This window comes from Flavobacterium glycines, assembly GCF_900100165.1.
Classification (GTDB): domain Bacteria; phylum Bacteroidota; class Bacteroidia; order Flavobacteriales; family Flavobacteriaceae; genus Flavobacterium; species Flavobacterium glycines.
Window position 1 is genome coordinate 1 of record NZ_FNEO01000007.1, and the last position, 19,059, is coordinate 19,059.

The 19,059-nt window shown below is 32.5% G+C and carries 13 protein-coding genes and 2 tRNA genes; 12 read left to right on the plus strand and 3 right to left on the minus strand.

All coding sequences use genetic code 11. The features are described from left to right. The first annotated feature begins 46 nt into the window (after positions 1–46). Both BLR17_RS13555 and BLR17_RS13560 read left to right on the plus strand, forming a co-directional pair. Positions 47–119 (plus strand) — tRNA-Phe (locus tag BLR17_RS13555). Positions 120–126: 7 nt separating this feature from the next. Next, positions 127–212: transfer RNA gene (locus tag BLR17_RS13560), tRNA-Leu, on the plus strand. A 126-nt stretch (positions 213–338) separates the two neighbouring features. On the opposite strand, the gene BLR17_RS13565 is transcribed toward BLR17_RS13560, so the two are convergent. Beyond that, complete coding sequence (locus BLR17_RS13565; protein WP_066325924.1) at positions 339–983, minus strand: endonuclease III domain-containing protein; 645 nt, start codon at positions 981–983, stop codon at positions 339–341. 372 nt (positions 984–1,355) lie between these two features. Here BLR17_RS13565 and BLR17_RS13570 point away from each other — a divergent pair, with 372 nt between their 5' ends. The 8 genes from BLR17_RS13570 (at position 1,356) to lon (ending at position 14,534) form a co-directional block, all read left to right on the plus strand. Next, a complete protein-coding gene (locus BLR17_RS13570) occupies positions 1,356–2,777 on the plus strand; it encodes a glycogen synthase (RefSeq protein WP_066325922.1) in 1,422 nt (473 codons plus the stop codon). After that, on the plus strand, positions 2,774–4,054 hold the full coding sequence (locus tag BLR17_RS13575; RefSeq protein WP_066325920.1) for a glucose-1-phosphate adenylyltransferase: 1,281 nt from the start codon (positions 2,774–2,776) through the stop codon (positions 4,052–4,054). Before BLR17_RS13570 ends, BLR17_RS13575 begins: the two co-directional genes overlap by 4 nt. A 64-nt stretch (positions 4,055–4,118) precedes the next feature. Next, complete coding sequence (glgB, locus tag BLR17_RS13580) at positions 4,119–6,023, plus strand: 1,4-alpha-glucan branching protein GlgB (protein WP_066325919.1); 1,905 nt, start codon at positions 4,119–4,121, stop codon at positions 6,021–6,023. 205 nt (positions 6,024–6,228) lie between these two features. After that, a complete protein-coding gene (locus BLR17_RS13585; RefSeq protein ID WP_066325917.1) occupies positions 6,229–8,625 on the plus strand; it encodes a glycoside hydrolase family 31 protein in 2,397 nt (798 codons plus the stop codon). Positions 8,626–8,658: 33 nt separating this feature from the next. Continuing rightward, entirely contained in the window at positions 8,659–9,477 is an 819-nt protein-coding gene (locus tag BLR17_RS13590; RefSeq protein ID WP_066325916.1) for a M48 family metallopeptidase, read from the plus strand. Between the two features lie 131 nt (positions 9,478–9,608). Beyond that, positions 9,609–10,925, plus strand: coding sequence for an MFS transporter (locus BLR17_RS13595; RefSeq protein WP_066325915.1), 1,317 nt, complete (start codon positions 9,609–9,611; stop codon positions 10,923–10,925). A 53-nt stretch (positions 10,926–10,978) separates the two neighbouring features. Then, positions 10,979–11,866, plus strand: coding sequence for a DUF6252 domain-containing protein (locus tag BLR17_RS13600; protein ID WP_066325914.1), 888 nt, complete (start codon positions 10,979–10,981; stop codon positions 11,864–11,866). Between the two features lie 217 nt (positions 11,867–12,083). After that, a complete protein-coding gene (gene lon / locus BLR17_RS13605) occupies positions 12,084–14,534 on the plus strand; it encodes an endopeptidase La (protein WP_066325912.1) in 2,451 nt (816 codons plus the stop codon). Between the two features lie 97 nt (positions 14,535–14,631). Here lon and BLR17_RS13610 read toward each other — a convergent pair whose 3' ends face one another. Beyond that, the gene (locus tag BLR17_RS13610; RefSeq protein ID WP_066325909.1) at positions 14,632–15,363 is read right to left on the minus strand and encodes a Dph6-related ATP pyrophosphatase; all 732 of its coding nucleotides are present in this window, start codon (positions 15,361–15,363) and stop codon (positions 14,632–14,634) included. A 99-nt stretch (positions 15,364–15,462) separates the two neighbouring features. On the opposite strand from BLR17_RS13610, the gene BLR17_RS13615 reads away from it, so the two are divergent. Both BLR17_RS13615 and BLR17_RS13620 read left to right on the plus strand, forming a co-directional pair. Further along, on the plus strand, positions 15,463–17,532 hold the full coding sequence (locus BLR17_RS13615) for a M1 family metallopeptidase (protein ID WP_066325907.1): 2,070 nt from the start codon (positions 15,463–15,465) through the stop codon (positions 17,530–17,532). Beyond that, the gene (locus BLR17_RS13620; protein WP_066325901.1) at positions 17,529–18,428 is read left to right on the plus strand and encodes a patatin-like phospholipase family protein; all 900 of its coding nucleotides are present in this window, start codon (positions 17,529–17,531) and stop codon (positions 18,426–18,428) included. The genes BLR17_RS13615 and BLR17_RS13620 overlap by 4 nt, the downstream gene beginning before the upstream one ends. Position 18,429: 1 nt before the next feature. On the opposite strand, the gene BLR17_RS13625 is transcribed toward BLR17_RS13620, so the two are convergent. Further along, the gene (locus tag BLR17_RS13625; RefSeq protein ID WP_066325899.1) at positions 18,430–18,951 is read right to left on the minus strand and encodes a DUF7935 family protein; all 522 of its coding nucleotides are present in this window, start codon (positions 18,949–18,951) and stop codon (positions 18,430–18,432) included. Positions 18,952–19,059: the final 108 nt, after the last annotated feature.

Genomic DNA, 19,059 nt, shown 5'->3' on the forward strand with positions numbered 1-19,059 from the left:
TTTATTACGGGGTTTTTTTTTAAATCTTTGTAAAAGGAAGATTTATGGTACCTTAGCTCAGATGGTAGAGCAATGGACTGAAAATCCATGTGTCCCTGGTTCGATCCCTGGAGGTACCACATCATTGCTCGGATGGTGAAATTGGTAGACACGCTGGACTTAAAATCCAGTGAACAGCAATGTTCGTGCGGGTTCAAGTCCCGCTCTGAGTACTGAAACTCCAATTAGTTTAATACTAATTGGAGTTTTTTTGTTTTTAGATGTTTTCTGAATTTTAGTGCAATCCCAAAATTTTAAACTAAAACGTTTGTGTTTTTGTGCAGAATAAGTAATTGTTCTTATAAATCTGTTTTGTTTGGGTATTGACATGTCGAAAAAATGAGACATTGAGAGCATTTAGGGACTGGTCTGCAAATTTCTCTGCCTAAAAAAGAAAGAGCCATTCCAATATCATTCCAGATTTCTTTTGGTAAAATGGTCATCAGTTGTTTTTCTGCTTTTAAACCATCTTTTGTAGGCTTTATTAATCCTATTCTTGATGCTGTACGAAGTACATGTAAGTCTACTATTATTCCTTCAGGAGCAATATTTGCTTCTCTCATAATGACATTTGCAGATTTTCGTCCTATTCCTTTTAAAGAAGTTAATTCTTTCATTGTAAGGGGAATATTGTTGTCTTTTTTGAGTTTAGTTGCTATATTAATTATCCAATTTGCTTTGTTTTCGTAGAATTTAACTGTGTTGATTAAATGAATTATTTCATCGACGTTGGATTTTGTTAAACTTTCTAAATTGGGGAATTTACTAAAAAAATGAGGGGATATTTTATTTATATTTTCATCTGAATCTTGAGCAGATAAAATTACCATAATAAGAAGTTGATAGATGTTTTGAAATTGCAGAGGATGTTTTTTTGTTTTGTATTCCTCTAAAATTGGTAATAAATTTTCATTCCAATCAATAGTATTGCTAAATAAATCCATAGTTAAATTTAATAATTAATTGTTTTTAGGTAATTATTTTATGAGGCTTTGTTGTTAAATCATTATTATTTAAAAGTAATTGCTGCTTTTCGAATTGTAATTGTATAATTTTAAGCTATAAAATGTGAGAAAATAATGATTTGTAGATGTGATTTTTTTGAAATTATCAATTTAGAATCTTTTTGAATTATGAGTTGTTTTTATTGTTTTTATACCTGAAAAAAAAGTACTGAAAGGTCTAATATTTTTTGATTTTTACTTTAATTGTTTTCATTTTTTATTATATTTAGAAAAAGTTAAATAATAATATTTTTAGATAATTTAACTTTTTTATTGTGCTTTTTTTAACCGAAAATAAACTTAGATCAATAAATGGAAATATTTCACATTAGTGCGGAGTGCTATCCGGTAGCTAAAGTTGGTGGTTTGGCGGACGTAGTTGGAGCTTTGCCGAAATATCAAAGTAAAGCAGGGCATGAATTAAGAGTTGTAATGCCTTGCTATGAGACCAAATTTAGAAATGAGAATGACTTTGAATGTGTTCATTGGGGAACAGTCAAATTAGGAAGTTTTAATTTTCCATTTAGTGTGCTCAAAGAAACTACCGATAAACTTGGTTTTGAATTGTACTTGATTGAAATCCCGGAACTTTTTGACAGAAAAGATGTCTATGGGTATGAGGATGATATTGAGCGTTTTGTAGCTTTTCAAATAGCAACTTTGGATTGGATTATTGGAAGAGCATCAATGCCTGATGTAATCAATTGTCATGATCATCATACAGGTTTGATTCCTTTTATGATGCAGTATTGTCATAAATATCACAAATTGTTGAGTACGCCTTCAATGATTACTATTCATAATGGCTTGTATCAAGGACAATTTAATTTTGATAAATTACATTATTTACCAGAGTTTGATTTGACTCATGTTAAAATTTTAGAATGGAGTCATTGTATCAATTCATTGGCCGTTGGGGTAAAATGTGCTTCTGCAGTTACGACTGTTTCGCCAAGTTATTTGGATGAAATTAATCAATCAGCTAATGGTTTAGAATCATTGTTTAATTTGGTTAGATATAAATCTAAAGGAATTTTAAATGGAATTGATACTCAGGTTTGGGATCCAGCAAAGGATAAAATGCTTGAGAAAAATTATTCTATTCAAAATTTTGAAAAAGGTAAACAAGAAAATAAAGAAATCCTTTGTGGACTTTTTAATTTAGATCCTACAAAACCATTATTTAGTTTTATTGGCAGGTTATGGGATGAAAAAGGTGGGGATTTATTGCCGCAGGCATCGGCTTTAGCGCTTTCTGAGAATTATAAAAATATAAATATATTGATTTTAGGTTCCGGAAATGTAAATATTGAAAATCAATTAAATAGTCTTCTCGTTGATTACAAAGGGAATTACAATACTTTTATTGGTTATAATGAGGAATTGGCACATTTGATTTATGCAGGAGCTGATTTCTTATTAATGCCTTCCAGAGTAGAGCCATGTGGATTAAATCAAATGTATTCTTTGCGTTATGGAACAATACCTATTGTTAGACGTACAGGAGGATTACAAGATACAGTGGTTGATTTTGGTGATGATGGAAATGGAATTTGCCACAATCAGGCTTCGGTAGGAGATATATGTTATTCAATTCAAAGAGCTGTTAATTTGTACAAAGACAAAGAACATTTAAACAAGATAATAAAATTAGGAATGAGCATTGATCATTCCTGGGAGAAAGCCAGTCAGGAATATATAGATATGTACAACTTAATACTTAACAAAATATGAAGGCAAAAAGAAAAAATGTCATTGCTATTATCTTAGGAGGAGGGCAAGGATCAAGATTATATCCATTAACAGAAACCCGATCTAAGCCGGCTGTACCGGTAGGAGGAAAATACAGATTGGTTGATATTCCTATTTCAAATTGTATGAATTCAGATATTTACAGGATGTTTGTTTTGACACAATTTAATTCGGCTTCATTAAATGCCCATATAAAGAACACCTATGTTTTTAGTGCTTTTAGTCAGGCTTTTGTGGATATTTTAGCAGCCGAACAAACACCGGATAATCCAACCTGGTTTCAGGGAACGGCTGATGCAGTAAGACAATGTATGCCTCATTTTTTAAATCATGATTTTGACTATGCTTTAATCCTTTCGGGAGACCAGTTGTATCAAATGGACTTTAATGATATGATTGAAGAGCACATAAGAAAAGAAGCGGATATTACCATTGCAACTTTGCCTGTTAATGCTAAAGATGCTCCTGAATTTGGAATTCTAAAAACGAACAATGATAGTTGTATTGAGTCTTTTATCGAAAAACCTGCAAAAGAATTATTACCTGATTGGGAATCAAATGTAAGTGACCAAATGAAAGCTGAAGGTAAAAATTATTTAGCTTCAATGGGAATCTATATTTTTAATAAAAAGCTATTGGTAGATTTAATGGCTAACCCTGAAACGAAAGATTTTGGTAAAGAAATTATTCCGCATGCTGTTGGGAAACAAAAAATTCTAAGTTATCAATATGAAGGATACTGGACAGATATTGGAAATATTGATTCTTTCTTTGAAGCCAATATTGGTTTGACAGAAGATGTTCCTAAATTTAATTTGTTTGATAATGACAATAAAATTTTCACAAGACCTCGCTTGTTACCACCTTCAAAGTTTAAAAATACATTGGTCGATAAGTCATTAATTTCGGAAGGATGTATTATTAATGCTAAAGAGATTGTACATTCTGTAATTGGAATTCGTTCTAGAGTAGGTAAAGATTCTGTGATAAAAAATACTTATGTGATGGGTAATGATTTTTATCAAAGTATTGAGGACATGGAGGAAGATGTGAAGAATAATAAAATATTAGTTGGTATAGGTGAGGGCTGTTATATCAATAATGCTTTGGTGGATAAAAACTGCAGAATAGGAAATAATGTTCACATTAACGGGGGCAGTCATTTAGAAAACACAACTAATGCATTGTATGCTGTAAAAGAAGGAATTGTAGTAATTAAGAAAGGTGTGACTTTGCCTGATAATTTTAAAATTGGATAAATACCAAACTGTTTTTATATACTAATATTCTATTTTGTGAGATTTAGAATTATACAATAATACTATGAGTAAAGTTATTTCGCATTCCCTTTTTACTGATTTTGATATTAACTTATTCAAAGCTGGAAAACATTTTAGATTGTATGAAAAGTTAGGTGCACATTTAATAGAATTAAATGGTGTTCAAGGTGTTTATTTTGCTGTTTGGGCGCCTACAGCACATTCTGTTTCTGTTGTGGGGGATTTTAATTTCTGGACACAAGGAGAACATGAACTTTATGTACGTTGGGATTCTTCGGGAATCTGGGAAGGTTTTATTCCTGATATCAAAAAAGGGACAAATTATAAATATAAAATACTCTCTAACAACGGAGACATAGTTACTGAAAAAGCGGATCCATTTGCTTTTTATTGCGAAAAACCACCTCATACAGCATCTGTTGTTTGGGATCTTAATCATGATTGGAAAGATTCCAAATGGATGAAAACACGAAAAGAACATAATGATTTAGATAAACCTTATTCAGTTTACGAAGTCCATTTAGGTTCCTGGAAACGTGCTGAAGACAATCGGTTTCTAAGCTATTTGGAATTAGCCGAAGATTTAGTTGCTTATGTAAAGGAAATGGGATTTACTCATGTTGAGTTTATGCCGGTAATGGAATATCCTTATGATCCTTCCTGGGGATATCAGTTGGTGGGCTATTTCGCTCCAACTTCCCGTTTTGGAAATCCACAGGATTTCATGGTTTTGGTAGACAAATTACATCAGGCAGGAATAGGTGTAATTCTGGATTGGGTTCCTTCACATTTTCCTGACGATGCTCATGGCTTAGGTTTTTTTGATGGTTCAAATTTGTATGAACATCCTGATCGCAGAAAAGGTTATCATCCTGATTGGAAAAGTTTGGTTTTTAATTATGGAAGAAATGAAGTTCGTTCTTTTTTAATTAGTAATGCTTTGTTCTGGTTGCATCATTATCATGTAGATGGTTTAAGGGTTGATGCTGTTGCATCGATGCTTTATTTGGATTATTCCAGAAATGATGGCGAATGGGAACCAAATATTTTTGGTGGAAATGAAAATCTGGATACTATTAGTTTTTTGAAAGAATTCAATGAAGTAGTTTATTCTAACTATGAAGGTGTTCAGACTATTGCCGAAGAAAGCACTTCATTCCCGATGGTTTCTAGACCTACATCAGTAGGGGGACTCGGATTTGGGATGAAATGGATGATGGGCTGGATGCATGACACCTTAAAATATTTCCAAAAAGCAACAGTATATAGAAAATACCATCAAAATGATTTGACTTTTTCGATGACTTATGCTTTTACCGAAAACTTTATGTTGCCTTTGTCTCATGACGAAGTGGTGTATGGTAAAAAATCCATTGCCGACAGAATGCCGGGTGATGAATGGCAAAAATTTGCCAATTTACGTTTGCTTTACGGTTATATGTTTACACATCCGGGAGGTAATTTGCTTTTTATGGGAGGCGAATTTGGACAAATGAGCGAATGGAATTTTCAGGAAAGTTTAGATTGGCATTTGTTACAATATCCTGTTCATAGCGGAGCGCAGCAATTTGTTAAGGATTTAAATAAATTATACAAATCAGAACCTGCTTTATATCAAAAACAGTTTAGTCAGGAAGGTTTTGAATGGATTAATTATTCCGATCATCAAAATGCAGTTATTTCATATGTCAGAAAAGGAAATAATTCTAAAGATGATTTAATAGTGGTGTGTAATTTTACACAAATTGTTCGTAAAAATTATAGAATTGGCGTTCCAAGAAAAGGAAAACTTAAGGAGATTTTTAATAGTGATTTAGAAAAATACCAAGGAAGTAACGTATTGAATGCCTCTGATTTAAAAATAGAATCCTCACCATATGATGGAAGAGATTATTCAGTTGAATTGTTAATTCCGCCATTAAGTGTTACTGTTTATAAATTTTCATAAATTATTTTTTTAACCTTTAATAATAGGTTCATTAAATAGCTAAAATTTTTAATAAAGAAGTATTGATTTTTATATTAATACTTCTTTTTTTTGATAAATACTCAGCGATATCGTTTTCGTGAATAAAAATACTATTATTTATTTATAAAAAACTTTTTTTGTAAGTTTGAGAGTATGAGTATATTATTAATCAAAATCCTAAAATATGATTACAAATACCGAATTAGAATACAAAGGGGATTTATACCCTTCAAAAATAGTCTCTTATACTCATGATGTAGATTCGATCTATTTTTATACTGATAATAGTGTTATTTTAAAGCTTACTGTTTTAAGAGATAGTTTAATTCGTTTTCGTTTTACTACTAAAGGGTATTTTAGTAACGATTTCTCTTATGCAATTGACAGGAGTCATTCTCACGGATACAATCATTTAGAAGTTACTGAAGAGAAAACTTACTTCCAAATTACAACCAATAAAATTATTTGTAAAATTCAAAAGGTTGATTTAAGAGCTTCTATTTTTGACCTGAAAGGGAATATAATTTTAGAAGATGAATTAGGTTTTCATTGGGAAGAATGTTACGAATTTGGAGGAAATATTGTCAAGATGAGTAAAGCTTCCAGAGATGGAGAATGTTTTTATGGATTAGGAGACAAGGCTACACAATTGAACCTTAAAGGGAAGAGAGTGGAAAACTTCGCTACTGATCAATATGCATTTCAGAAAGAACAGGATCCATTATACAAGGTCGTTCCATTTTATATTGGATTGCATCATAAACAAGCTTACGGTATTTTCTTTGATAATACTTTTAGAACCTATTTCGATTTTTGTCATGAAAGAAGAAATGTAACCAGTTTTTGGGCTCATGGTGGAGAAATGAATTATTATTTCTTCTACGGTCCTAATATGCAGGATGTAGTAACTTCCTATACTGATTTAACCGGTAAACCCGAATTACCGCCATTATGGGCATTAGGTTATCATCAGTGTAAGTGGAGTTATTATCCGGAAAGTAATGTTAAAGAGGTTGCGGCCAAATTCAGAGAGCTGCAAATTCCTTGTGACGCTATTTATCTGGACATTGATTATATGGAAGGTTTTAGGTGTTTTACCTGGAACAAAGACTATTTTCCGGATCCTAAACGAATGGTTTCCGAATTAGCTCAGGATGGTTTTAAAACGATTGTTATCATTGATCCCGGAATTAAAATTGATAAAGAATATTGGGTTTATAAAGAAGCTTTGGCAAAAGATTATTTTTGTAAAAGAGCTGACGGACCGTATATGAAAGGGAAAGTTTGGCCGGGAGAATGTAATTTTCCGGATTTTACCAATCCCGAAGTAAGAGAATGGTGGGCTGGATTATTTAAAGAGTTAATTTCAGACGTAGGTGTAAAAGGAGTTTGGAACGATATGAATGAGCCTGCAGTTATGGAAGTGCCTAATAAAACATTCCCAAATGACGTTCGCCATGATTATGATGGAAATCCATGTAGTCATAGAAAAGCCCATAATATTTATGGTACTCAAATGGCAAGAGCCACTTATCACGGAGTAAAACGTTTTTCTTATCCAAAAAGGCCATTTATTATAACCAGATCAGCATATTCCGGAGCACAACGATATACTTCTTCCTGGACAGGAGATAATATTGCAACATGGGAACATCTTTGGATTGCTAATATTCAGGTGCAAAGAATGTCAATTTCAGGAATGGGATTCACCGGATCGGATATTGGTGGTTTTGCTGAACAACCTACAGGCGAATTATATGCCAGATGGATTCAGCTTGGAGTTTTTCACCCATTTTGCAGAACACATTCATCCGGAGATCATGGAGATCAGGAACCTTGGGCTTTTGATGAAGAAGTTATTGATATAACCAGAAAGTTTGTTAATCTGCGCTATCAGTTATTACCTTATTTATATACTATGTTCTGGCAATATATTGAAGAAGGTACCCCAATGTTAAAACCTTTGGTTTATTTTGATCAGGACGATATTCAAACCCATTACAGGAATGATGAATTTGTTTTTGGTAATCAAATATTAGTTTGCCCTATTTTAGAACCTAATGCTCAAGGACGAAGAATGTATATTCCTCGTGGAGAATGGTATAATTTCTGGACAAATTGTTTGGTCAAAGGAGGAAAGGAAATGTGGGTGGATACAAAATTTGATGAGATTCCTGTTTTTATCAAAGCGGGAGCAATTATTCCTAAGTATCCTGTACAACAATACGTTGGTGAAAAAGAGTTTGACGAATTGACTTTAGATATTTATTACAAAGAAGGAAAAGAAAAATCGGTGGTGTATGAAGATGGGCAGGATGGCTATGATTATAAAAAAGGAAGATTTAGCTTTTTATCATTTCAAATGACAGGAAAAGAGAAAGAAGTAAATATACAATTGCATAAAGAAGGGAAGTTTGATACTAATTACACTAAATTTAAAATAAATTTTATAGGATTACCGTTTGATATTAAAATGATAGAAATAGACAATGAAGAAATTGTTTTCGATGCAAAGAGTTATAAAGAAAACCAATATCTGATTGTGCCTAAGGATTTTAATGTTTTGCATATTATTGGATAATAATTGTATTTTTGTTAGTAAAATAAAATTATAATGAAAAAGAATTTAGTACTTACAGGAATTGCCTCTTTAGGGTTGATTTATTCTTGTGCAACGAATCCATTGACAGGAAAAAAAACCTTGAATTTTGTTTCTAATAGCGAATTATTTCCGTCTTCGTTTCAACAATACGGAACTTTTTTGAAAGAAAACAAAGTCATTTCAGGAACTGCTGATGCTAAGAAAGTAGAGTCAGTTGGAGTTAAAATTAAAGTTGCTGCTGAACGTTATTTGGCTTCTCTTGGACAAAATGATTATTTGAAAGATTACCAATGGGAATACAAGTTAGTAGATAGTAAGGAAGTAAATGCCTGGTGTATGCCGGGCGGTAAAATTGTAGTGTATTCAGGAATTTTACCAATAACAAAAAACGATGCTGGATTAGCAACTGTAATGGGGCACGAAGTTTCTCATGCATTAGCTAATCATGGAGCACAACGTATGAGCGCTTCTCAATTGCAAGCTTTAGGAGCTGCGGGTGTTGCTGCTGCAACGGGAAGTCAAAGTGCTGAAAAACAAAAAATGTGGCAACAATATTATGGAATTGGTTCTCAGGTAGGAGTGATGCTTCCTTTTAGCAGAAGCCATGAAACTGAAGCAGATAAAATTGGTTTAATATTAATGGCAATTGCGGGATATAATCCTGATGAAGCTATTAATTTTTGGACAAGAATGTCAGCGAATTCAGGAGGACAGGCTCCAGCTGAGTTTTTGAGTACTCACCCGTCTGATGCTACCAGAATTGCCAATTTAAAAGCAATGATTCCTGAAGCTAAAGCTGTTGCAGCTAAGTTTGGAGTTGTTTTTAAATAAAGAATATAAAATTAATCAGAAGCCAATTCAAATGAATTGGCTTTTTTTATGGTTTTAAAAAAATACTATTTTAGTAAATTAAAGGAAAAACTCCTTTAAAAATAATACATTCGTCCAAAATTTAAATAAACATGATTCATTTACAAAAAGGAGAAAAAAAATTATTGAATGCCTGGGCATTTTACGATTGGGCAAATTCAGTTTATCCATTAGTAATTACATCAGCTATTTTCCCTATATTTTATGAAGCCTTGTTTTCAAAAACAGGTCATTATATTGATATATTTGGTTTTAGTGTAAAAAATTCAGCACTTATTAGTTTTGTTACTGCTTTAGCTTTTTTAAAAGTAGCATTTTTGTCTCCATTATTGTCCGGGATTGCTGATTATGTTGGGAATAAGAAGTTTTTCATGAAATTTTTTTGTTACATGGGAGCTTTATCTTGTATGGGATTGTATTGGTTTGATTTAGATGCTATTTATTCCAGCTTATTGTTTTATTTATTGGGCTTAATAGGTTTTTGGGGAAGTTTGGTTTTTTATAATTCTTATTTGCCAGATATTGCTTTTGAAGAACAGCAGGATGCTGTTAGTGCTAAAGGATACTCTTTAGGATATTTTGGAAGCGTAATTCTGTTGATTATTAATCTTGCTATGGTGATGAAACCTGAATTGTTTAATATAACAGAAACAGCAGCTGAACCAGCAGCCATAAAAGCTATGCGTTATTCTTTTGTAATGGTGGGTGTCTGGTGGATTGTATTTAGTCAGTATACCTATTATTATTTGCCAAAAGGAAGTAAAGATACTCAGCAAAAAATCACTAAAGCAGTTGTTTTTAACGGATTTAATGAACTTAAAAAAGTTTGGTATTTACTTGATCACAACAAGCGTTTGAAAAGTTATCTAGCGAGTTTTTTTGTGTATAGTATGGCTGTTCAGACTGTTATGTTGATTGCTACTTATTTTGGAGCGCAGGAAATTGCATGGGAATCAAAAGAACAAAGTACAATAGGATTGATTATCTGTATTTTATTAATTCAGTTAGTGGCCATTATTGGTGCATATACTACATCAAAAGCTTCGGAAAAATTTGGAAACATACCTACATTGATATTTATAAATAGTATTTGGCTTGTTTTATGTATTGCTGCTTATTTTATAAAATTACCAATACATTTTTATATCATGGCCGCTTTGGTTGGCTTAGTCATGGGAGGAATTCAGTCTTTGTCCCGATCTACATATTCTAAATTATTGCCGGAAACTGAGGATACTGCTTCATTTTTTAGTTTTTACGATGTGGCTGAGAAAATTGGAATTGTTATCGGAATGTTGGTTTATGGAATTATAGATCAAATAACAGGCAGCCCTCGATTTGCAATTGTATTTTTGGCTGTTTTCTTTATTGTAGGGGTTATTTTGTTAAGAAAAGTTCCTAAAAAATAGTAAGAAAAATAAAATAAAAAATTATATTTGGAGATATAAAAAATCTCCAGATTATGAAAATATTAAAATATAAGCTACAATTTTTAGTTTTATTTTTATTAACACTTTTAACAGCCTGTGTCTATGAACCAATAGACGGAACGGTTGAACCTGATCCAGGCGGAACTACAAATTCAGGTAATTTTAAAGCCGATTTTAGTGGTAAAACTTGGACTGCAAAAGAAACTCAGGCAATAATTTCAGGGAATTTTATTGAAATTTCGGCAATTAATGCAAAAGGAGAAAGTTTTGGAATTATGATAGAGGGAGCTGCGGTTGGAACTTACGCTGCTAATATTAACATTCTGGCTTATACGCCTACTGGTTCAGAATATGGTTATTGGAGCATAAATGATGATAATCCATCCGAAGATACAGGTTCTGTTACCATTACAAGTATTAATACCGAAGCCAAAACAATATCTGGAACTTTTCATTTTAAAGGTTATTGGTCAGATGCAGATAATCCAAAAACACCTGTAACGTTTACCAATGGTGTTTTTAAAGATATCCCATATATTACTGAAGCAGAGACAGCTGATACTTTTTCAGCAAAAGTAGGAGGTGCAAATTTTATTGATACTGATATTTTAACTTCTTTAATAGGAAGCGGAACAACAGAATTTATAGCTATTGGTGCTGAAGATGCAAATTCAAATTCCATATCCGTTAATGTAAAAAGCAATTTAACAGCAGGAACTTATCAAATTACCGGGAATATTGCAACTGATGTTGTTCAGGCTTCCTATACAACATTAAGTGATATTAATTTCAAAGCTGTTTCTGGAACTGTTACTATAACTTCAATTACCGCCGAAAGAGTGAAAGGAACTTTTAATTTTACGACTAATGGAGCGACTCCATTTGTTATTACAGAAGGAGCTTTTGATGTAGAATATTAGATTAAAAAATATTTGCTCAATCAATTGCCCTCAGACAGATATGATTCTTTTGAGGGCAATTCTTTTATTGCTTTTATGGCATAAAGATTGACTTATATGTATTGCATAAAGTTTGTTTTTTTATTACTGTTTGATTTACAGTATTATAAAGCACATAAATACTAACTTTGTTATTAGATAGAAAAATATTTAATGACAAAAAGACTTAATTTACACTATGTCAAAACATAAAATACTTACTATTGACAATCTGTCACAACAAGAATTTGATTCTGAGGCTGAATTAATTCCCTTATTGACACCAGAAGATGAAGAAGAAATGAATAAAGAGCAGTTGCCTGATTCTTTGCCAATTCTTCCATTAAGAAACATGGTTTTGTTTCCTGGGGTTGTAATTCCTATTACGGCAGGCAGAGATAAATCGATAAAACTAATTGATGATGCTAATGCCGATGGGAAAATTATTGGGGTTGTAGCTCAAAAAAATGAAGATATCGAGGATCCGTCAAAAGATGATATCAACTCCATAGGTACCGTTGCAAGAATTTTACGTGTACTTAAAATGCCTGATGGCACTACAACAGTAATTTTACAGGGAAAAAAGCGTTTCGAAATAGAATCAATTACTGCTGAAGAACCTTATATTTCTGCTGTAATCAAAGATTTTTCTGAAGAAAGACCTGAGAGTGATGATTCAGAATTTTTAGCCATTTTAGATTCAATTAAAGAATTGGCTATTCAGATTATTAAAGTAAGTCCGAACATTCCTAGTGAAGCTACTTTTGCAATTAAAAATATTGAGAGTCAGTCATTTCTAATCAATTTTGTTACTTCTAACATGAATTTGTCTGTTAAAGAAAAACAAGATTTGTTAGCGATTAATAATTTAAAAGACAGAGCTTTAGAGACTTTGAAATATATGAATATCGAGTTGCAAAAACTTGAACTTAAAAATGATATTCAATCTAAAGTGCGTTTTGATTTAGATCAGCAGCAAAGGGAATATTTTCTTCATCAACAAATGAAAACCATTCAGGAAGAATTGGGTGGTGCTACTCAGGAAGAGGAAATGGATGAAATGTTGCTAAAATCTAAGGATAAAAAGTGGGATGAAAAGACGCAAAAGATTTTTGAAAAAGAATTAGCTAAAATGCGTCGTATGAATCCACAGGCTCCTGATTTTGGTATTCAGAGAAATTATCTTGAATTGTTATTGGATTTGCCTTGGAATATCTACTCAAAAGATAATTTTGATTTAAAAAATGCTCAAAAAATCCTTGACAGAGACCATTTTGGATTGGAAGAAGTAAAGAAAAGGATGATAGAGCATTTGGCTGTTTTAAAGCTAAGAAACGATATGAAATCGCCAATAATTTGTTTAACCGGACCTCCGGGAGTGGGAAAAACATCTATTGGTAAATCAGTTGCAGAGGCTTTGGGCAGAGAATATGTTCGTATTTCTTTAGGAGGATTGCGTGATGAAGCAGAAATTCGCGGACACAGAAAAACCTATATTGGCGCTATGCCGGGTAGAATCATTCAAAGTTTGAAAAAAGCAGGAACATCAAATCCTGTTTTTGTTCTGGATGAGATTGATAAATTGTCTAATAGTAATCACGGTGATCCGTCTTCGGCATTATTAGAAGTTTTAGATCCGGCTCAAAACAATGCTTTCTATGATAATTTTGTCGAATTAGGTTACGATTTGTCTAAGGTAATGTTTATTGCTACATCTAATAATATGGCTGCAATTCAACCGGCATTGAGAGATCGTATGGAGGTTATCAAAATGTCAGGTTATACCATTGAAGAAAAGGTAGAAATAGCAAAACAACATTTATTTCCACGTCAATTAAAAGAGCATGGATTAACTTCTAAAGATTTGACAATTGGAAAAAAACAATTGGAAAAAATTATAGAAGGTTATACCCGTGAATCTGGTGTTCGCGGACTGGAAGCTAAGATTGCTCAGGTAATTCGAAATGCAGCTAAATCGGTTGCAATGGAAGAAGAGTACAATAAAAAAGTAACAGATGAAGACATTGTAACTGTACTTGGAGTTCCCCGATTGGAACGTGATAAGTACGAAAGTAATGATGTAGCGGGAGTAGTTACAGGATTAGCGTGGACTAGTGTGGGTGGAGATATCTTATTTATTGAATCTTTACTTTCTCCCGGAAAAGGAAGTATGACTATTACAGGGAATTTAGGTACTGTGATGAAAGAATCGGCTACAATTGCTTTGGAATACATCAAAGCCAATGCGGAGCAATTAGGTTTGACTTCAGAGTTATTGTCAAAATACAACATCCATTTACACGTACCTGAAGGAGCAACGCCTAAAGATGGTCCAAGTGCCGGAATTGCCATGTTGACTTCGTTAGTCTCTTTGTTTACTCAAAAAAGAGTAAAAAAACATATTGCAATGACTGGTGAAATTACATTGAGAGGAAAGGTATTGCCAGTGGGCGGAATCAAAGAAAAGATTCTGGCTGCAAAAAGGGCTAATATCAAAGAAATCATTTTGTGTCATGAAAACAAAAGTGATGTTGATGAAATCAAACCAGAATATCTGACAGGTGTTACTTTTCATTATGTAAAAGAAATGAGTGAAGTACTGGCAATTGCAATTACTGATCAAAAAGTCAAAAACGCTAAGAAATTGTAGATCACAAATTTCAATAAGTGCTTAAATATAAAAAACCGCAAATTCGCAAATTTTAAATAATCTGCGAATTTGCGGTTTATTTTTCTAAAAACTTCTATTATTTCGGAATCAAATCGCAATACCAAAATCCGTAATCATAAGCCGTTGAATCATTAGTATCACAAGCAGTATTAGAAGAATCCTGTTTTGGTTTTTCATATTTTCGGTATACAACTTCGCCAATTTCAAAATCGATTGGTTTTTTAAAAATTGGTCCGTCAAAACTAAAAGTATGGAATTCTCCATTTTCTCCGCATACATCCACATTTTCCGGTAAATCATCTATGAATTGCTGATCGATTACACGACCAACAAAACTTTTGTCTAAATAGCGTTCGTTTACACAAACAACAATTGTTTTAAAGCCTAAGCTAATAAATTCCTGAATCAAATCCTGAGTTGGGATTTTCCAAATAGGAAAAACACCTTCAAATCCTAAAGTTGCCAATTTGTCTTCGCGGTATTTGCGTAAATCTTCCAGAAAAATATCTCCGAAAACAGAATGGGTGATTCCTTTCTTTTTTAGTTTTTCCAATGTTTGTTGCATCACGTTTTCGTAAACTTCCATTGTAGGCATTTCCGGAATTTGCATGATTTCTAATGGAATTCCAATACTTTGGGCTTGTTGTTCTAATAGTTCAACTCTGACACCGTGCATAGAAATTCGCTGAAATTGTTGATTGACACTGGTTAACAAACAATTGATTTCAAATTCAGGGTTTTGCAGTATTTTGTATAAGGCTAAAGCAGAATCTTTTCCGCTGCTCCAGTTAAAAAGGGCTTTTTTCAACTTAATTTTATTAAAAGTTTAAGAGGTAAACATACAAAATACTTCCAATAGTTTACTAAAGCTTTGTAACTTTGGTTTTCCGGCTCTAATACACTTTTAATGAAATACTTTTTTCTTTTTATTTCCTCTTTTCTTTTTGCCCAACAAGCAAAAGTTGTCGATTTTAAAGCGGCTTCTGCGCAGTTAAGCATTAATGCTAATGAAAAATCGATTACTGGGACAGTGAATTATTCTTTCGAAATTTTAAAACCTACAGATACTTTAAAAATCGATGCTCAAAATATGCAGTTTTCAAAAGTTGTATTAAATCAAAAAGAGGTTCAATATACAAATTCAGGCAAACAGCTGTTGATTATTCATCCTTTTCAAAAAGGAAAAAATGTACTTACTTTTAATTATAATGCAACTCCAAAACAGGCTTTGTATTTTGTAGGTTCAGAAACTGCCGGAGATTTGCAAATTTGGACTCAGGGACAGGGAAGGTATACAAGCAATTGGTTTCCGAGTTTTGATGATGTCAACGAGAAAGTGATTTTTAATCTTGAAATTAAATTTAATTCAGATTATCAGGTAGTTTCTAATGGTATTTTAAAGCAAAAAAAGAGTCAGAACAATGCTACTGTTTGGAGTTATCAAATGGAAAAACCCATGAGTTCTTATTTGTTGATGCTTGCCATTGGGAAATTTGAAAAACAAACCCAATTTTCTAAAAGTAAAATTCCTCTGGAATTGCATATCGAACCTAAAGACGCTTTAAAATTTGAACCTACTTATCGCTATTCCACCCGAATTTTTAATTTTTTAGAGAAAGAAATAGGAGTGAAATATCCCTGGAAAGTTTATAAACAGGCTCCTGTTCGGGATTTTTTATATGCGGGAATGGAAAATACATCGGCTACTTTATTTGCTACACGATATGTGGTGGATTCCATAGGTTTTGAAGATCGAAATTATACTAATGTGGAAGCGCATGAATTGGCGCATCAATGGTTTGGAGATTTGGTTACTGCCGCCAGTGGAAAACATCATTGGTTACAGGAGGGTTTTGCGACCTATTATGCCTTACTGGCTGAAAAAGCAATTTATGGAGAAGATTATTTTTATTCAAAAATGTATGAGTCTATTCAGCAAATTAAATACGCTTCAAGAACAGATACAAATCCTGTTTTGAGTGAAAAAGCCAGTTCGCTGTCTTATTATCAAAAAGGAGCTTGGGCTTTGTTTGCATTGCATCAGGAAATTGGAGATAAGAAATTCAGGAAAATCATTAAAAACTATTTAAAAAAATATGCTTTCAAGACTGTAACAACCGAAGATTTCTTTGCCGAAGTAAAAAAAGTAAGCCGTTTTGATACCGATACTTTTTCTAAAAAATGGCTGGAATCAACTGCTGTTAATACTCAAAAAGTCAATGCGTTATTGGTTAAAAATAAAATCATCAAGATAATGCTGGAACTGGATAAAATGAAGTCGAAAGCTTTAGCTGAAAAAGAAGGTTTTTTTAGACTAATCCTTATGTCAGATGCTCATTATGCTGCGAAAGCAATGGTTGTTGACCAACTCCAGAATGAAACTTTCGAAGCTAAAAAACCGTATTTAGAATTGGCTTTGGAAAGCAATAATCTTCAGGTTCGTCAGACAGTAGCTTATTCGTTACCTAAAATACCTGAAGATTTTAAAACTGATTACGAAAGTCTTTTAGATGATGCTTCTTATCAAACGCAGGAAATAGCCTTACTGTATTTGTGGAGAAACTTCCCTAAACAACGATTGGAATATTTGGAGAAATCAAAACAATGGATTGGTTTTAACGATTACAATTTGAGAACTTTATGGCTGTCATTAGCATTAATGACGCCGGAATATCCAAGTGATAAACAGTCATTAATTGATGAATTAATCAGTTATTCATCTGAAAGTTATGAAGCTACAACGAGACAAAATGCTTTGGAAAAATTGGTAGGTTTTCAGTTAATTAATGATATCGTGTTGATTAATTTAGTAAAAGCAACCACACATCATATGTGGCAATTTTCTAAATTTGGAAGAGATACAATCCGAACTTTATTAAAAAATCAGGTACATAGAGATTCTTTTGTTCGAATTTTAGCTAGTTTGAATGAAAAAGAGCAGTTTCAGTTGAATCGCTTATTAAATGAGAAAATATGAGAGCATTGGTAATTTCCGGAGGAGGAAGCAAAGGGGCATTTGCAGGTGGTGTTGCCCAGTATTTGTTAGAAAATAAAAAAATAAATTATGATTTATTTATTGGAACTTCTACCGGAAGTTTATTGATTCCTCATTTAGCATTGGGAAATATTCAAAAAATACATCGAATTTATACCAATGTAAATATGGGGAAAATTTTTGATGTTAATCCGTTTATTGTTAAGAAAAAGAAAGGAATCAATGTTGTAAGTATCAATCACTTTAATGTTATTCTACAGTTTTTAAGAGGTCGAAGAACATTTGGAGAAAGCAAAAAATTACGCTCTTACATTAAGAGAAATTTTCCTATTGAAGAATTCAATCAGTTGAAAGCTTTAGATAGGGATGTAGTTGTCACGGTTACTAATCTTACCAATAATCAGGCCGAATACAAATCGATTAAGGAATGTACTTATGATGAATTTTGTGATTGGACCTGGATTTCGAGCAATTATATTCCTTTTATGAGTTTAGTGACTAAAAAAGGAATTGATTATGCTGATGGTGGTTTTTCCAGTTTAGTACCTATTCAGGAAGCTATTAATCGTGGAGCTACCGAAATAGACGTTGTTATTTTAGAAACCGAAAAATCGACTCCCCGAGTTGCTATTGGTAAAAATCCTTTTTCTTTACTAATTGATTTGTTCCAAATTGAATTAGATCAAATTGAAAAGCATGATATTTTGTTAGGAAATTTATCTGCTTCGCATAATAATGTCAAACTCAATATGTACTATACCCCAATAGATTTGACAGATAACGCTTTAATCTTTAATAAAGAAAAAATGACCCAGTGGTGGGAACAGGGATTTCAATATGCGATGAAAAAGAGTGAATGCCCGGAGTTAGTAAAATAATTTACCATAACTCGGCTACTTCATTTTTTATAAAAGACAACGCTGTATTGCTGGGTGAATTTTTTTCTAATAATTCACTGATTATGAATGTTCTTAATTCATCTGCATTGTTGATTTTTTCGTTTTTGGCTGCTGTTCGGATTAGTTGTATAATAGCATTTTTCGCAGTTAAAATTACTGCCCAGCATTTATCTGAAACATAAATTTGTTGGGCAATATTATGTTCAAATTCCTGTTCGATGTGTGCAATTACATAATTTGAATAATCGTTTTTATCAGTTGAAACAGGATTAATTCTTACTATTAATTGAGAAGGGTTGATACGTTCCATAAATAAAGCCATTCTTTCGTAAGCTTGTAAACGCAAAGGCAAAGCTATTTTTTGATTGTCTTTTTGCAACAACCATTGTCTGGTATTTTGTTGGTCTTTAAAATGCGATTGGAATAAAAAATAAGCAACTCCTCCTGTAATTAATGATGGAATTGTATAGGCTGCTATTTCGATGATATTTATTGAGTTCATTTGGGTATAAATTTTGAAAGCAAAAATATACTTTTTGTGTATATGTAAAAATTATTACCGCAAAGATTCGCTAAGAAAAGACACAAAGCTTCGCAAAGAAATTTTAAA

Bases quoted from the DNA above. Each gene is read 5' to 3' on its own strand.
- BLR17_RS13565 (WP_066325924.1), bottom strand. From the start codon at position 983: ATGGATTTATTTAGCAATACTATTGATTGGAATGAAAATTTATTACCA.
- BLR17_RS13600 (WP_066325914.1), top strand. From the start codon at position 10,979: ATGAAAATATTAAAATATAAGCTACAATTTTTAGTTTTATTTTTATTA.
- lon (WP_066325912.1), top strand. From the start codon at position 12,084: ATGTCAAAACATAAAATACTTACTATTGACAATCTGTCACAACAAGAA.
- BLR17_RS13575 (WP_066325920.1), top strand. From the start codon at position 2,774: ATGAAGGCAAAAAGAAAAAATGTCATTGCTATTATCTTAGGAGGAGGG.
- BLR17_RS13595 (WP_066325915.1), top strand. From the start codon at position 9,609: ATGATTCATTTACAAAAAGGAGAAAAAAAATTATTGAATGCCTGGGCA.
- BLR17_RS13570 (WP_066325922.1), top strand. From the start codon at position 1,356: ATGGAAATATTTCACATTAGTGCGGAGTGCTATCCGGTAGCTAAAGTT.
- BLR17_RS13620 (WP_066325901.1), top strand. From the start codon at position 17,529: ATGAGAGCATTGGTAATTTCCGGAGGAGGAAGCAAAGGGGCATTTGCA.
- glgB (WP_066325919.1), top strand. From the start codon at position 4,119: ATGAGTAAAGTTATTTCGCATTCCCTTTTTACTGATTTTGATATTAAC.
- BLR17_RS13625 (WP_066325899.1), bottom strand. From the start codon at position 18,951: ATGAACTCAATAAATATCATCGAAATAGCAGCCTATACAATTCCATCA.
- BLR17_RS13585 (WP_066325917.1), top strand. From the start codon at position 6,229: ATGATTACAAATACCGAATTAGAATACAAAGGGGATTTATACCCTTCA.
- BLR17_RS13590 (WP_066325916.1), top strand. From the start codon at position 8,659: ATGAAAAAGAATTTAGTACTTACAGGAATTGCCTCTTTAGGGTTGATT.
- BLR17_RS13615 (WP_066325907.1), top strand. From the start codon at position 15,463: ATGAAATACTTTTTTCTTTTTATTTCCTCTTTTCTTTTTGCCCAACAA.